Source organism: Leifsonia poae (assembly GCF_050632195.1).
Taxonomy (GTDB): domain Bacteria; phylum Actinomycetota; class Actinomycetes; order Actinomycetales; family Microbacteriaceae; genus Leifsonia; species Leifsonia poae_C.
Genome location: NZ_CP192580.1, coordinates 3899457 through 3913717, shown reverse-complemented (window position 1 = coordinate 3913717; position 14261 = coordinate 3899457). Strand labels below are relative to the sequence as shown.

At 67.6% G+C, this 14261-nt stretch carries 13 protein-coding genes and 1 pseudogene; 4 read left to right on the top strand and 10 right to left on the bottom strand.

Translation table 11 applies throughout. The features are described 5' to 3' along the window. Window positions 1–30 precede the first annotated feature (30 nt). Together ACQ86A_RS19645 and ACQ86A_RS19640 are read right to left on the bottom strand one after the other, a co-directional pair. On the bottom strand, window positions 31–882 hold the full coding sequence (locus ACQ86A_RS19645; protein ID WP_431278584.1) for an ABC transporter permease: 852 nt from the start codon (window positions 880–882) through the stop codon (window positions 31–33). Beyond that, window positions 879–1913: an ATP-binding cassette domain-containing protein gene (locus ACQ86A_RS19640; protein ID WP_431278583.1), complete on the bottom strand. Its 1035-nt coding sequence runs from the start codon at window positions 1911–1913 to the stop codon at window positions 879–881. Before ACQ86A_RS19640 ends, ACQ86A_RS19645 begins: the two co-directional genes overlap by 4 nt. A gap of 122 nt (window positions 1914–2035) precedes the next feature. Between ACQ86A_RS19640 and ACQ86A_RS19635 the strand changes: the two genes are divergently transcribed. Then, the gene (locus tag ACQ86A_RS19635; RefSeq protein ID WP_431278582.1) at window positions 2036–2875 is read left to right on the top strand and encodes a class II glutamine amidotransferase; all 840 of its coding nucleotides are present in this window, start codon (window positions 2036–2038) and stop codon (window positions 2873–2875) included. An 18-nt stretch (window positions 2876–2893) separates the two neighbouring features. Here the strand turns inward: ACQ86A_RS19635 and ACQ86A_RS19630 are convergent, their stop codons facing one another. From ACQ86A_RS19630 to ACQ86A_RS19610, 5 genes are all read right to left on the bottom strand, one after another. After that, complete coding sequence (locus ACQ86A_RS19630) at window positions 2894–3331, bottom strand: YdeI/OmpD-associated family protein (RefSeq protein WP_431278581.1); 438 nt, start codon at window positions 3329–3331, stop codon at window positions 2894–2896. A gap of 64 nt (window positions 3332–3395) precedes the next feature. Beyond that, the gene (locus ACQ86A_RS19625) at window positions 3396–4841 is read right to left on the bottom strand and encodes an MATE family efflux transporter (protein ID WP_431278580.1); all 1446 of its coding nucleotides are present in this window, start codon (window positions 4839–4841) and stop codon (window positions 3396–3398) included. Between the two features lie 97 nt (window positions 4842–4938). Then, window positions 4939–5382 carry a MarR family winged helix-turn-helix transcriptional regulator gene (locus ACQ86A_RS19620; protein WP_431278579.1) on the bottom strand — a complete coding sequence of 148 codons (444 nt, stop codon included), beginning with the start codon at window positions 5380–5382 and terminating at the stop codon, window positions 4939–4941. Between the two features lie 24 nt (window positions 5383–5406). Next, window positions 5407–6291 carry an SMP-30/gluconolactonase/LRE family protein gene (locus tag ACQ86A_RS19615; protein WP_431278578.1) on the bottom strand — a complete coding sequence of 295 codons (885 nt, stop codon included), beginning with the start codon at window positions 6289–6291 and terminating at the stop codon, window positions 5407–5409. Continuing rightward, window positions 6288–7052 carry an SDR family NAD(P)-dependent oxidoreductase gene (locus ACQ86A_RS19610; protein WP_431278577.1) on the bottom strand — a complete coding sequence of 255 codons (765 nt, stop codon included), beginning with the start codon at window positions 7050–7052 and terminating at the stop codon, window positions 6288–6290. Before ACQ86A_RS19610 ends, ACQ86A_RS19615 begins: the two co-directional genes overlap by 4 nt. 66 nt (window positions 7053–7118) lie before the next feature. Here ACQ86A_RS19610 and ACQ86A_RS19605 point away from each other — a divergent pair, with 66 nt between their 5' ends. Genes ACQ86A_RS19605 through ACQ86A_RS19595 form a run of 3 tightly spaced genes read left to right on the top strand, consistent with a single transcriptional unit; the run spans window position 7119 to window position 8921 of the window. Continuing rightward, window positions 7119–7862 (top strand): SDR family oxidoreductase, encoded by a 744-nt coding sequence (locus ACQ86A_RS19605; protein WP_431278576.1) that lies wholly within the window; start codon window positions 7119–7121, stop codon window positions 7860–7862. Then, window positions 7859–8542, top strand: a complete 684-nt coding sequence (locus tag ACQ86A_RS19600) for a FadR/GntR family transcriptional regulator (protein ID WP_431278575.1) — start codon at window positions 7859–7861, stop codon at window positions 8540–8542. Before ACQ86A_RS19605 ends, ACQ86A_RS19600 begins: the two co-directional genes overlap by 4 nt. A 31-nt stretch (window positions 8543–8573) precedes the next feature. Beyond that, a complete protein-coding gene (locus ACQ86A_RS19595; protein WP_431278574.1) occupies window positions 8574–8921 on the top strand; it encodes a cytoplasmic protein in 348 nt (115 codons plus the stop codon). Window positions 8922–8941: 20 nt separating this feature from the next. Here ACQ86A_RS19595 and ACQ86A_RS19590 read toward each other — a convergent pair. The 3 genes and pseudogenes from ACQ86A_RS19590 to kdpB all read right to left on the bottom strand — a co-directional run bounded on the left by ACQ86A_RS19590 (window position 8942) and on the right by kdpB (window position 14261). Beyond that, window positions 8942–11390, bottom strand: a pseudogene (locus tag ACQ86A_RS19590) (ATP-binding protein). Between the two features lie 75 nt (window positions 11391–11465). Further along, window positions 11466–12089 carry a K(+)-transporting ATPase subunit C gene (gene kdpC / locus ACQ86A_RS19585; protein WP_431278573.1) on the bottom strand — a complete coding sequence of 208 codons (624 nt, stop codon included), beginning with the start codon at window positions 12087–12089 and terminating at the stop codon, window positions 11466–11468. Window positions 12090–12110: 21 nt separating this feature from the next. Next, window positions 12111–14261, bottom strand: a complete 2151-nt coding sequence (gene kdpB / locus ACQ86A_RS19580) for a potassium-transporting ATPase subunit KdpB (protein WP_431278572.1) — start codon at window positions 14259–14261, stop codon at window positions 12111–12113.

The following is a 14261-nucleotide window of genomic DNA, read 5'->3' as shown; positions in this document are numbered from 1 at the left end:
CCGGCCGGGTCGATCCCGACAACTGACTCCTCAGCGGCTGGTGATCTGCTTGAACTTGCGAATCGCGAGCGGCACGAAGATCACCAGCACCACGGTCACCCCGATCAGCACCGTCGCACTCGGATACCGCAGCGGCCACGCGGTCGGTTCCGGAGCGCCGGGCGGCACATTGCCGAACAGCTCGCGGGCTGCCTGAACGAGAGCCGAGACGGGGTTGTATGTCGCGAAAATCTTGAGCGGGGTCGGCAGGGTGTCGATCGGAACGAACGCGTTCGACAGGAACGTCAGAGGGAACAGGATGAGGAACGAGACATTGTTGATCACCTCGGGGCTGCGCACGCTCATCCCGAGAAAAGCCATCACCCACGACAGGGCGTAGGCGAAGAGCAGCAGCAGCGCGACCCCGCCGATCGCCTCGATCGGGCTCGACCGGATGCGCCACCCGACGATGAAGCCCGTCGCCATCATGACGCCCATCGAGATCGAGTTGATCAGCAGGTCGCCGTTGGTGCGTCCGATCAACACGGCGGAGGGGCTCATCGGCAGGGTGCGGAACCGGTCGATGATGCCGTCGCGCAGATCCTGAGCCATGGCGGAGCCGGAGTACGTCGAACCGAAGACCACGGTCTGGGCGAAGATGCCCGCCATGATGAACTCGGTGTAGGTGCTGCCGGGGATCTCGATCACGCCCGCGTACACATAGGTGAACAGCAGCACGAACATGATCGGCTGCAGGGTCGTGAAGACCAGGATGTCGGGCACGCGCTTGATCTTGATCAGGTTGCGGCGGGTGGTGATCCAGCCGTCGTTGAACCAGTTCGCGATCGGCGACGTGTGCGTCGGCGCGAATTCGGATGGCCTGTTCGTCGTTGTGGTGGTCATCGTCGCTCCACCTCGCTCTCCCGTGCCTTCTTCTTTTTCTTCTTGGCCTTGGAGTTCGGTTTCGTTGCCGCGTCGGTGTCGTCGCCTTCGTCGTCGGCGGAGGCCATGTGGCCCGTGAGCCGAAGAAAGACGTCGTCGAGCGTCGGCCGGCGCATCCCTGCGTCGAAGAGTCCGATGCCGCGCTCGCTGAACTCGCCGAGCACGCCCTGCAGCGCGGCGGGCGCGTCGTCGGAGTTGACGCTCAGCGCCCGGCCTTCGTTCTCCGTCGTCGGCTCGCCGGTGCCGTAGCGGCGCAGGATGTCGATGGCGACAGGCGTGTCGTCGGTCGACACGAGCGTCAGCTCGATCTTCTGGCCGCCGATGGATGCCTTCAGCTCGTCCGAGGTTCCCTCGGCGATGACCTTGCCGTCGTCGATCACGGAGATGCTGTCGGCGAGCTGATCTGCCTCTTCGAGGTACTGCGTCGTCAGGAGCACGGTGGTGCCCTCGCCGACGAGCGAGGTGATGATGTCCCACATCCCGAGCCGGCTGCGCGGATCGAGACCGGTCGTGGGCTCGTCGAGGAAAAGCATCCGGGGTTTCGTCACGAGGGCGCCGGCGAGGTCGATCCGGCGTCTCATGCCGCCCGAGAATCCCTTCACCGGCCGGTTCTGCGCCTCGGTCAGGTCGAACAGGTCGATCAGTTCCTTGGCCCGGGCCCGCGACCGGCGCGGTCCCAGATGGTAGAGGCGGCCGACCATGTCGAGGTTTTCGAAGCCTGTCAGATTCTCATCGACCGCCGCATACTGACCGGAGACACCGATCATGGGACGGATGCGCTCGGGCCGCGCCATCACGTCGATCCCGTCGATCGTCGCCGTGCCCTCATCCGCTTCGATCAGCGTGGTGAGCACCTTGACGGCCGTGGTCTTGCCCGCGCCGTTCGGCCCGAGAAGCGCCTGTACCGTGCCCTGCGGGACCTGGAGGTCGAGGCCGTCGAGCGCGTGAACGGGTTCCGCACCGCGGGGCGGTACGTCTTCTTCAGGCCACACGCTTCGATGTACGGCACCGTTGGAATGTACCGCACATAGACCCGTCGTCGTCAGGGAGCTAGTGTCAGCAGTGAATCCCGGTGGTGTCGACGTCGAACCCGGGAAAACGGGAGATGACTGACATGTGCCGTTGGCTTGCTTACTCGGGGGAACCGCTCAAACCGTCCACCCTCATCCTCGACGCCCAGCATTCGCTGGTCGCCCAATCGCTGAATTCGCCGCTCGGTGCGGAGACCGTGAACGGTGACGGCTTCGGGTTCGGCTGGTATCCGGAAGGCTCGAAGGTCGGCACCAAGGCGGCGATCTTCCACAGCATCGAGCCCGCCTGGCATGACGAGAACCTCCGTGAGTTGACGGAGTCGATCATGAGTCCGCTCTTCTTCGGGCATGTGCGCGCGGCGGGAGGGCCGCCCATCCAGCAGACCAACTGCCATCCGTTCCGCTATGAAAACTGGATGTTCATGCACAACGGCTTCATCTCGGGCTTCGACAAGATGAAGCGAGACCTGACGTTCGCCGTCGATCCGTCGCTGTACACCCACATCCACGGCACCACGGATTCGGAGGTGCTGTTCCATCTCGCGCTCACGTTCGGACTGCGCGACGACCCCATCGGGGCTGTCGAGCGGGCGCTTCGCAAGGTCGAGTCGGTGGCCCACGATCACGGCGTGCCGTTCCCCGTGCAGGCCAGCATCGCCCTGTCGGACGGGGCGACCGTGTGGGCGTTCCGCTACTCGACGCAGGGCCGCACGCGCACGCTCTTCCACTCGGTCGACATCCCGACTCTGCAGCAGCTGTATCCGGATGCCGAGCGGCTCAGGATTTTCGGCGACCGTGCCCGTGTGGTCGTCTCCGAGCCGCTGAACGACCTTCCGGGTGCGTTCGTGGAGGTGCCGGAGTCGACTGTGATGATCCTCGATGAGGCGGGCTACGAGCACCAGCCGATCATGGACGCCGCTTAAGGCGGGTTGTTCGGCCGCTCAGCCGTTCAGCTCTTCGAGCACCTTGCCGATGCGGCGCTGGCGCGTCTCCTCGGTGCGGGCGCCCGTGACGGACAGCACGTGGCGTCGCTGGTTGCTGTACGACAGCGCCGTGAATCGCTCGCCCGCGGTCTTGTCGCCCGCGAGTGCCGCGGCGAGGTCGTCCGGCACCTCGACCGTGCGCGGCTGGTCGTCCTTCTCGAGGATGACGGTCAGCTCGTCCCCGGCTGCGATGCCCGCCTTCCCGCGGATCTCGGCGCTCACGGGGATCATCGGCTCACCGTTCATCATGGCGATCGTGCTCGGATACTGCACGCCGTTGATGGTCACCTGAACCGCGGTGCGCTTTCCGCCACCGAGACCCTCGACCACATCGTCGGGGACCCGGATGCCTGTGGCGGTCTTGCCGCCGAGTAGCAGGGTCGTCGTGAACTCCATGCCCATCTCCTCGTCTCGATTCGTACATTCTCCACGGAGTCCCATCGCGCGCAAGCGCCGACGCTCAGGCTGCGGCGGCCTCGAGCACCTCGTCGGCGCGTTCGGGGCTGCCCTCGGCGAGACCGCGGGCGATCGAGCGGCGGGATGCCAGCCACATCCCGACGCCGGCGAGGAAGACGAGCCCCTCGGTGACGGTCAGCGCCCAGATGATGCCGGGAAGGCCGAACCAGAGATTGCCGAGCAGCACGATCGGGATGAACAGGATGCCCTGCGTCACAGACATCACGGTCGCCGGCAGTGCTCGCCCTGTCGCCTGGAACAGCGAGGTGATGAGTCCCGCGAACCCGTTCGCGATCATCGCCACGAGCTGCGCGGTCAGGATGCTGACGCCGATCGCGAGAACGGACGGGTCGGAGACGAACGTCGAGAACACCTGGTCGCGGAAGAGGAAGACCACAGCTGAGAAAAGGATGCCGACCCCGCCCACGGTGATCGCGGATGCACGCAGCGCCGACCTGAGACGACTCGCGTCGCCCTTGCCGTACGAGTAAGCGAGCAGCGGCAGCACGCCGAGCGTCACGCCCATGAGCAGGAACTCCGGCACCTGCGCGATACGCACAGCGACTCCCATCGCGGCGAGCGGCCCGTCGCCGTAAGCAGCCGCGAGGTTGTTGAGCACCAGCGAGGTGATGATGAGGAAGGAGGCCTGGAGCAGTTCGCCGACGCCCACGCCGAACACGGGCTTCAACACGGCGGGCGACAGTGTGAACCAGCGCGGCGCGAGGCTGACGTGCTCACTGTGGCGGTGGAGCCAGATCACGAAATACGCGACGACGCCGACGTTCGAGAGACCCATCGCCAGTGCAGCGCCGGCGACTCCCCAGTGCAGCAGGAGGATGAACAACACGTCGAATACGACGTTCGCGATCGTGGATCCGATGAGTCCGATCATCACCTGGCGGGCGGCGCCCTCCGCGCGAACGAGCTGTTCGAGGCAGAAGGCGGCGGCGAGCACCGGAACGAAAGCCAGCATGACGGCGACGTACGCGCCTGTCGCGGGCACGGCGGCGGCATCCGCGCCGAGCAGAGTCACGAGGGGATGCAGCAGAAGCAGTCCGATCCCACCGAACACGGCCCCGGCGATCACCGAGCCCCAGACCGCGAACGATGAGACGCGCTTGATCTCACCGGCCTTCGCGGGGTCGTGCTCGGCGGCACCGAGCAGACGTGAGATGAGTGCGCCGCCGCCGACACCGAAGACCCCGCCGACGGCCATGACGAGTCCGAGAACCGGGGTGCCGAAGGTGACCGCGGCGAGCAGGGCGTTGTCGTGCAGTGAGCCGATAAAGCCGGCGTTGATGACGTTGTAAACGGCGCCGACGATCATCGCGGCGGCCATCGGCACGCAGAGGTGCATCAGGGCGCGGACGATCGGTGCGGCTGAGAGATACCAGCGGTTGGTGCCGACGGCGTCGGCCTCCGGTGTGGTTTCGAGGTTCGTGGTGCTCATGGCTGCTCCTTTCCGGGCAGGCTCGAGCGCGCGCCGACGAGCGCCGGCACGGCGATGAGTGTTCAGGATGCGCGGCCGGGCCGCGCCGGACCGGTGGTTACCGGGTGGGCTGCGGCAGTTCCGCCGTGATCTTCGTGAGGAGTGCGAGAAGAGTGGCGCGTTCGTCCTCGTCCAACGGGGCGAGGATGCTCTCGTCGGCGTCGGTCATCGCGGTCTCGAATCCGGCGATGAGCTCGCTGCCGGCTGATGTCGCGTAGACGCGTTTGCTTCGTTCGTTCTCTGGGTCTGTGCGCCGTTCGATGAGGCCCCGGCGCTCGAGTCCCTGCAGCAGGCTGGAGACGCTCGCGGCGCTCGTTCGGCTGATCGCGGCGATGTCGCGCTGGATCGAGCCGGGGTTCTGGGTGAGGTAGCCGAGCACGAAGGCCTGTTCGTGGCTGAGTTCGCGTTCGCGGATCCAGTCCTCGCCGGCCTTGCGCTGAGCCCAGCCGATCCACCGCACCAGCTCGAGGCTGCTGGTGAGTCTGATCTCCCGTTCGTTCATGTTAGGAGTCTAACTGTTTGAGTTCTAACTGTCAACAATCGCGGCGGGAGGTGCCGCGGTGTCGGTCTCGCAGGCGAAGATCATTCCGGCGAGAGGATCGGCGACTTGCTGCGCAGGCCCGTATCCTTCCTGTGAGGTCGTGATGTACAGGGTCGAGCCGTCCGGTCCGCCGAAACAGCAACTCGAGACCTGCTGGGCGTCGACGGACACGCGTTCGACCAGGACTCCATCCGGGTCATATCGATGCACCGCTCGACCGCCCCAGAGCGCGACCCAGAGGTACCCGTCCCCATCGATGCACATGCCATCCGGCGCGCCGTCGGCCTCGGCTATCCGGACCACGGTCGACCCCTCGTCGACGCCGTGATCCGTCACGACGTAGCGCATGATCGTCTGCGTCGGTGTGTCGATGTAGTACATGGTCGCGCCGTCGTCTGCCCACGCGAGGCCATTGGAAATGGTGACGCCCGAGAGCACTTCTCGTGCTTCGCCGTGGTCGAGTCGATAGAGGGCTCCGGCTCCCGGGTCTTTCGCGTAGGCCATCGACCCCGCCCAGAACCGGCCGAGCGGGTCGGCCTTGCCGTCGTTCATCCGTCGCCGCGGACCCGTGGCAGGAAGCACATCGGCGATCGGATGCACGCTCCCATCCCGCGCGAGCGAATGGAAGCCGTCACCCGCGGCGACGATCCATCCGCCGTCGGAGGACGGGGCGATGGCGCCCACGGTCATCCCCAGGTCGAACCGGTCGAGCTCCCGGAGGCGACCCGACTCCGAGACGCGAGCCCGACGGACGATGCCGCGATACTGGTCCACCCACATCAATGTCTCGTCCCGACCGTCCCAGATCGGCCCTTCGGCGTGCTCGGCCGCTCGGTCGACGGCAACGCTCGCCGTGCGCTCGACGATCACGGAGTGCTCGTCTCATAGGCCCGGTGCGGCATCTGCGTCGCGAACTTGCCGCCGCTGACGTCGACCAGGGTGCCGGTGATGTAGCCGGCGGCGTCGCTGGCAAGAAAGCACAGCAGATCCGCGATGTCCTCGGGGCGCTCCCAGCGCCGAAGCGAGAGTGTGTCGAGCAGCCGAGACTGGGCGGGTTGCGGCAGCTCCGCGAATCCGTTCATCCCGGTCGGGACCATGCCCGGCGCGTAGGCGTTGACCGTGATCCCCCAGGGCCCGAGCTCGCTCGCGAGCACCCGCGTGAACTGAACGACGGCGGCCTTCGATGCTCCGTAGGCGGCCGCCCCGACGCTCGGGATGATCGCGGCGAACGATGCGGCGTTGATGATGCGGCCGCGCCGGGCCTTCTTCATGATCGGGATCACGGCCTGGGAGAGGAGAAAGACACCGAACACATTCACGTCGAAGCTTGCCTTCCAGCGGCTGGGCTCGAGGTCTTCGACTGCGCCCTCGACGTTGATGCCCGCATTGTTGATCAGCACGTCTATCCGCCCGAATCGCTCCGTGACCTCGTCGATCGCGGCGTGCACGGAGGCGGGGTCGGTGACATCGCAGGTGAGGCTGACGATGTGGTCGGGGAGCGGATCCGTGAACGTGACATCCAGCGCGACGACCGTCGCGTTCTCGGCGGCGAATCGCTCGACGAGCGCGCGCCCGATCCCAGCACCCCCGCCGCTCACCACGACGACCTCGCCGGTGAAGTCGATCAGCATGACAGCCTCCAATAGTATTACTATTCGATCCATACTATTCGATGCTCACAGCGCGGGAGAAGAGCCATGTCGACCGAACCGAATCGTGATGCGGACGCCCGGGTCGTCTGGGTGACCGGGGCCGGCTCCGGAATCGGCCAGGCGGCCGCGATTGCGGCGGCCGATGCCGGCTGGCGGGTCGCGCTGAGCGGACGCCGGGTAGAGGCGCTCGATGAGACCGCGCACGCGATTCGCGACCGGTCGGGCGAGGCGATGGTCGTCCCGCTCGACGTGAATGACTCCGCCGCAGTGGTCGCAGCGGCCGCCGCGGTCGCATCCCGCTGGGGCCGCATCGACGGACTCGTGATCGCGGCCGGGTTGAACGCACCGGAGCGCCGGTGGGACGACCAGAGCATGGAGACCTTCGACCGCATCATTCAGACCAATCTCATCGCGCCCGCTCACGTGATCTCGGCCGCGCTGCCGCAGCTGCGAGTGCGCGGCGGTGCGGTCGTCGTCGTGTCGTCGTATGCGGCCTGGACGTTCAGCCCCAACGCGGGTGTCGCATACAGCGCGAGCAAGTCCGGGCTCTCGGCGCTCACGCGAACGCTCAACGCGCAGGAGGCGGGTTCGCGCATCCGTGCCACCCACCTCTGCCCGGGCGACGTCGATTCCGACTTCCTCGACCTGCGCCCGCGGGTTCCGGATGCGTCGGCACGCAGCGCGATGCTCTCACCGGCCGAGGTGGCCCGGTCGATCCAGTTCATCCTGAATGCTCCCGAGCACCTGCGCTTCGACGAGCTCGTCGTCTCGCCGCTGTCGCAGATATGAGCGGCGGCGCTCGCCGCAGGGCTTTCGCCCGGGTGCTCGACTCGGTCGGCACCGCAATCGTGGCCGGTGACCTGCCGGAGGGCCATGTCGATACGGTCGACGGCCTTATCGCCCGCACCGGCGCATCCCGAACCATCGTGCGCGAGGCCACGCGCGTGCTGGTGTCGCTCGGGATGCTGACGGCCAGCCCCCGCGTCGGGCTCCGGGTGACGCCGAGCAGCGAGTGGGACACGCTCGACGTGGACGTGGTGCGCTGGCGGCTCGCGTCGTCCGGCCGCGAGGAGCAACTTCGCGACCTGCTGCAGTTGCGGCTCGCGATAGAGCCGGAGGCGGCGCGGATCGCCGCTGGCGGCGCATCGCATCCTGAGGCCGACGAACTCGCTGCCGCGGGCGAACGCATGGTCGCCGCCGCGGATGCGCGCGACGAGGAGGCCTTTCTCGAGGCCGACCGACGGATCCACGGGCTCATCCTGAGCATGTCGGCCAATGCGATGTTCGCCCGGCTGCAGTCGGTCGTTGAGGAGGCGCTGCGGGTGCGGGCGCCTCACGAGCCGGTGGCCTGGGCATCTGCGCCGGCCGACGTCGAACTGCATCTCGCGCTGATCACGGCGATCCGAGCGGGAGACGCGTCCGGCGCTGCCGAGGCGATGTCGAGCATCGTTCGCGGATCCAGTCGCTGACGGCGCGCTGCCGGGGAGTACCCTGGGCCGCATGGTCACCGATGATCCGACCGTGACGAATCCCGATCACTATCGCACGCTGTGGGAGAACGACTACGTCCGCGTGGTCGAGTACCTCGACGAGCCGGGGGAGCAGACGACTCCGCACGATCATCCGAACAGCGTGATGGTGACGCTGAGCGAGTTCGATCGCCGGCTCTCCGCGGGGGACCGCATCTCGGACGTCCACCTCGAAGCGGGGAAGGCGGTGTGGTTGCCTGCGCAGCGGCACTCGGGCGAGAACATCGGGGAGACCGCGACGCACACCATCCTGATCGAGCTCAAAGGGGCATCGGCGGGCGCCGACAGTGGCAGCGGCACGCTCGGGCCCGCCATCTGAGCGTTCGGTTCTCGGGCCTCCTAAGACCGCGCTTCGTCAGCGACCGGCTCGGTGGACACGGCCGGTTCGGCCTGCAGCGAGATCACCATCGTGAGTCCGCCGCCCGGGGTGTCCTCGGTGGTGAGGGTCCCGTCCATGCCCTCGACGAACCCCTTGGTCAGAGCGAGGCCGAGGCCGATCCCGGTGGAGTTGTCGGTGTCCCCGACCCGCTGGAACGGAAGGAAGATCTCTTCCTTGCGATCGTCGGGAACCCCCGGGCCGGTATCGGCGACGCGAAGCTCAACCACGCCGGCGAAGGTGCTCGCGCTGAGACGGGGCGGCTGCCCGGGCGGTGAGTACCGGATGGCGTTCGTCAGCAGGTTCACGATCGCCCGGTGCAGCAGCACGCCGTCGGCGCGCACCGCGGGCAGGTCGTCGGGGACGTCGATGGCGATGTCACCGGGCGCGAGATCGAGCTCGTCGAGAAGCGGCGGGATGAGGTCCTCGACATCGACGGCGGCAAGGGACACCGCGAGAACGCCGGCCTGTACGCGACTCACGTCGAGCAGGTTCGTCAGCAGGTCGGCGAGGGCGCCGAGGCTCTGCTCGGCCGTCTCGAGCAGGCTCGCCCTGTCCTTCTCCGAGAGCACGATGTACCGGGAGCGGAGGCTCGTGACGGCGGCAGTCGCCGCGGCCAAGGGCGCCGGAGATCGTGCCCGACCGCGGCCAGCAGGGCGGAACGCACCCTGTCTGTGGCGGCGAGCGGCCCGATCTCCTTGGCGACCGTGCTCAGATCCCGATGCTCGAGCGCGGCGTCGAGCTGGCTGACGACGACGACGAGGAGGCGGCGGTCGGCCGCCTGCAGGTCCGGCCCGAAGAGGTCGAGGTGACCACGGTCTCCGACCGCCATGGTCGAGCAGGGTTCTCCCTCGGTGTCGCCGTCGGACACGGGCGACGTGCCGTCGGCTTCGAGGCGCGCGCCGCGCATCCCGAACGCCTCTCTTGCTCGGGAGACGATGGCCTGCAGGGCGTCGTCGCCGCGGATGACACCGCCCGCAACGGTGGCCAGCAGCTCCGACTCGGCCGCCGCCCGCGCGGCGACCCGGCTGCGCCTTGCTGCCTGATCGACGACCAGGCTGACGAGGGTCGCGATGATCACGTAAAGCGAGAGTGCGAGCAGGTGGGTGGGACGGCCGATGGTGATGTTGAAGTACGGCTGGACGAAGACGAAGTCGAGGGTCAACCCGGAGAGCACTGCGGCGAAAAGAGCGGGCCAGATCCCGCCGACCAAGGCGACGATCACGACGAGCAACTGGTAGCTGAGCGTGTCGGCGGTGAGCGAGTCGGCGTTCCGGATGGGCAGGAGCGCGAGAGTGAGAAGCGGCCCGACGATCAGTGCGAGCAACAGCCCGAACAGGCGGCGGCGCGCGCTGAGAGCGCCCCCGAGTCGAGGCAGGGACACTAAGTGGCTGCCTGCCGCCGCGTGCGAGACGATGTGCACGTCGATGTCGCCCGACTCCCGGATGACCGTGGCGCCGATCCCCGGACCGGTGAGCAGGGCCGTGAGGCGGCTGCGGCGGGAGACACCGATCACGAGCTGAGTCGCATTGCTCGCCCGGGCGAAGGTGACGAGCGCCTCGGGGATGTTCGCCCCGACCACCTGGTGATAGCTGCCGCCGAGCTGCTCCACGAGAGCGCGCTGAGCGGCGAGGGCAGCGGGGTTGGTGTCCCGCAGGCCGTCCTGGCTGGTGACGTGCACGGCGAGGAGTTCGCCACCGGATGAGCGAGCCGCGACCCGGGCGCCACGCCGCAGCAGAGTCTCCCCTCGGGTCCGCCGGTGAGGGCGACGACCACCCGCTCGCGTGCCTCCCACTTCTGATCGATACCGTGCTCGGCGCGATAACGCTTCAGGGAGCTGTCGACCTCGTCGGCCAGCCAGAGCAGGGTCAGTTCGCGCAGCGCGGTCAGGTTGCCGAGGCGGAAGTAGTTGGAGAGCGCCGCGTCGATCCGCACGGCCGGATAGACCTGGCCGTCGGCGAGGCGGTCGCGGAGCGCCTGCGGAGCGAGGTCGACGACCTCGATCTGGGCGGCGCTGCGAACGACCGAGTCCGGCACGGTCTCGCGCTGGGGCGCTCCCGTGATCTGCTCGACGACATCGTTCAGCGACTCGATGTGCTGGATGTTGACGGTCGTGATGACGTTGATGCCCGCGTCGAGAATCGCCTCGACATCCTGCCAGCGCTTCTCGTTACGTGATCCGGGCGCGTTCGTGTGGGCGAACTCGTCGACGAGCGCGATGTCCGGACGGCGGGCGAGCACTGCATCCAGATCCATCTCGGTGAGACGGATGCCGCGGTGCTCGACGGTCCGCCGCGGCACCACCTCCAGGCCCTTGAGCATCGACGCCGTGGCATCGCGGTCGTGGGTTTCCACGACCGCGACGACGACATCCTTGCCCAGATCCTGAAGCCTGCTGCCCTCCTCGAGCATCGTGTACGTCTTGCCGACGCCGGGTGCTGCGCCGAGCAGCACACGCAGGTCGCCCCGGGCCGTCACGCTCGCGTCCTACCCGTTACCGTTCGGGTCCAGCTGCGCGAGCGCGATGTTCAGCTGGAGCACGTTCACGGTCGGCTCACCCAGGTAGCCGAGATCCCGGGCCTGGATGTGCGACTCGACGAGCTTCTTCACGGCAGCCGTGTCGAGGCCGCGAGCCTCTGCGACGGCGCTGACCTGCAGCCGGGCGTAGGCGGGTGAGATGTGCGGGTCGAGCCCCGATCCGGATGCGGTGAGCGCGTCCGGTGGGATGACCCCGGCGACGACCCCGTCCGTCTTCTCGATCACGGCCTTGCGCTCGTCGATCGCCTTCAGCAGGTCGGGGTTGTTCGGGCCGAGGTTGCTTCCACTGGATGCGCCCGCATCCCAGCCATCGCCGGCCGCGGACGGACGCGCTTGGAACCACTGCGGCAGAGGGTTGCCCTTCTTGTCGACGAGCCCCTGCCCGAGCAGGCTCGAGCCGACGATCTTGCCCTGGTAGCTGACGGTCGAGCCGTTGGCCTGCGCGGGCGCGACCACCTGCCCGATTCCTGTGACGACGAGCGGGTAGACGATTCCGAGGGCGACCGTCAAGACGATCAGCGCCCGGAGGGCGACCCAGTACTGGCGCCCTGTTCCACGTATCGATGCGTTCATGAGTGTTGTCCGGTCTTCTTTCTAGAACCCGGGGATCAGGCCGACGACGAGGTCGATGAGCTTGATTCCGATGAATGGAGCGATGATGCCGCCGAGGCCGTAGATCAGCAGGTTGCTGCGGAGCAGCACCGAGGCCGAGGCCGGCCGGTAGCGCACGCCGCGGAGCGCAAGCGGGATCAGGATCACGATGATGACCGCGTTGAAGATCACGGCCGACAGGATGGCGGACGACGACGAATGCAGCTGCATGATGTTGATCGCCTGCAGCCCCGGGAACACCCCGACGAACATCGCCGGGATGATTGCGAAGTACTTGGCCACGTCGTTGGCAATCGAGAACGTGGTGAGCGCTCCGCGTGTGATCAGCAGCTGTTTGCCGATGCTCACGATGTCGATCAGCTTGGTCGGATCGGAGTCGAGGTCGACCATGTTGCCGGCCTCCTTCGCGGCAGAGGTTCCCGTGTTCATGGCGACCCCGACATCCGCTTGCGCGAGGGCTGGGGCGTCGTTGGTGCCGTCGCCGGTCATTGCGACGAGGTTGCCGCCCTCCTGCTCGCGACGGATGAGCGCGAGCTTGTCCTCCGGCGTCGCTTCGGCCAGGTAGTCGTCGACCCCCGCCTCAGCGGCGATCGCCTTGGCCGTGAGCGGGTTGTCGCCGGTGATCATCACCGTGCGGATCCCCATCCTGCGCATGTCGGCGAACCGGGCGGCGAGGCCCTCCTTCACGACGTCCTTGAGGTAGATGACACCGAGGATGGTGGCCTCACCCGTGGCCGTCTTGGTGGCGACCGCGAGAGGGGTGCCGCCGACCTGCGAGATGCGTTCGACCTGCTCGTCGAGTTCGCTCAGCACCGTCGAGGCGACGGGTCCGGATTCGCGGGCCCAGGCAACGACGGAGTTCGCCGCTCCCTTGCGGACCTGGCGACCGTCGGCGAAGTCGACGCCGCTCATCCGGGTCTGCGCGGTGAAGGGGACGACGTCGCCGTCCAGCGCGCCCTCGTGGGTGAAGCCCAGCTGCGAAGCCAGCGTCACGACGGACGAGCCCTCCGGAGTCGGGTCGCTCAGCGAGGCGAGCGCCGCCGCGCGGATGAGGTCCATCGGCGCCGCACCGCCGATCGCCGAGAACTCGCTCGCCTGACGGTTGCCGTAGGTAATCGTTCCCGTCTTGTCGAGCAGGAGTGTCGTGACGTCGCCGGCGGCTTCCACCGCACGGCCCGACATCGCGAGAACGTTGTGCTGAACAAGGCGGTCCATTCCCGCAATGCCGATCGCCGAGAGCAGCGCACCGATCGTCGTGGGGATCAGGCACACCAGGAGGGCGACCAGCACGGGCAGCGTCGGTGACGCATCCGCGAACCCGGCGATCGGACCGAGCGCGAGCACCACGATCACGAAAATGATGGTGAGGCTGGCGAGCAGGATGTTCAGCGCGATCTCGTTGGGCGTCTTCTGTCTCGACGCACCTTCGACGAGCTTGATCATCCGATCGACGAATGTCTCTCCTGGCTTGCTGGTGATGCGCACGACGATCCGGTCGGACAGCACGCGGGTGCCGCCGGTGACGGCGCTGCGGTCACCGCCCGACTCGCGCACGACCGGGGCGGACTCGCCGGTGATGGCCGACTCGTCGACCGAGGCGATGCCCCAGATGATGTCGCCGTCGCCGGGGATGAGCTCTCCCGCGGTCACGACCACCACGTCGCCGAGCCGCAGGTCGGCCGAGGCGACCGCGGTGACGGATGCGTCAGCAGCTGCGGCATCCGTACCCTCGTCGTAGTCCGCCACACGGTTGGCGACCGTGGTCGTGCGCGTCTTGCGCAAGCTCGCGGCCTGCGCCTTGCCTCGGCCTTCGGCGACGGACTCCGCCAGGGTCGCGAAGAGGACAGTCAGCCAGAGCCAGATCGCGATCGACCAGGTGAAGGCGAGCGTCGTGGCGGAGCCGCCCGACGTCTGCGAACCGAGGAACGGCTCGGCGATCGCCAGGATCGTCGTCAGCGCGGCACCGATCTCGACGATGAACATGACGGGGTTGCGCCACATGTCCTTCGGGTTGAGCTTGCGGAATGCGCCCGGCAGCCCGCCGATGAGTTGCCGCGCGCTGAACGCACCCTGCGGCGCTTTCGGAGCAGATTTGCGCGCCTGGTGAGGCGCGGATTCGGAGATGGTGGACAT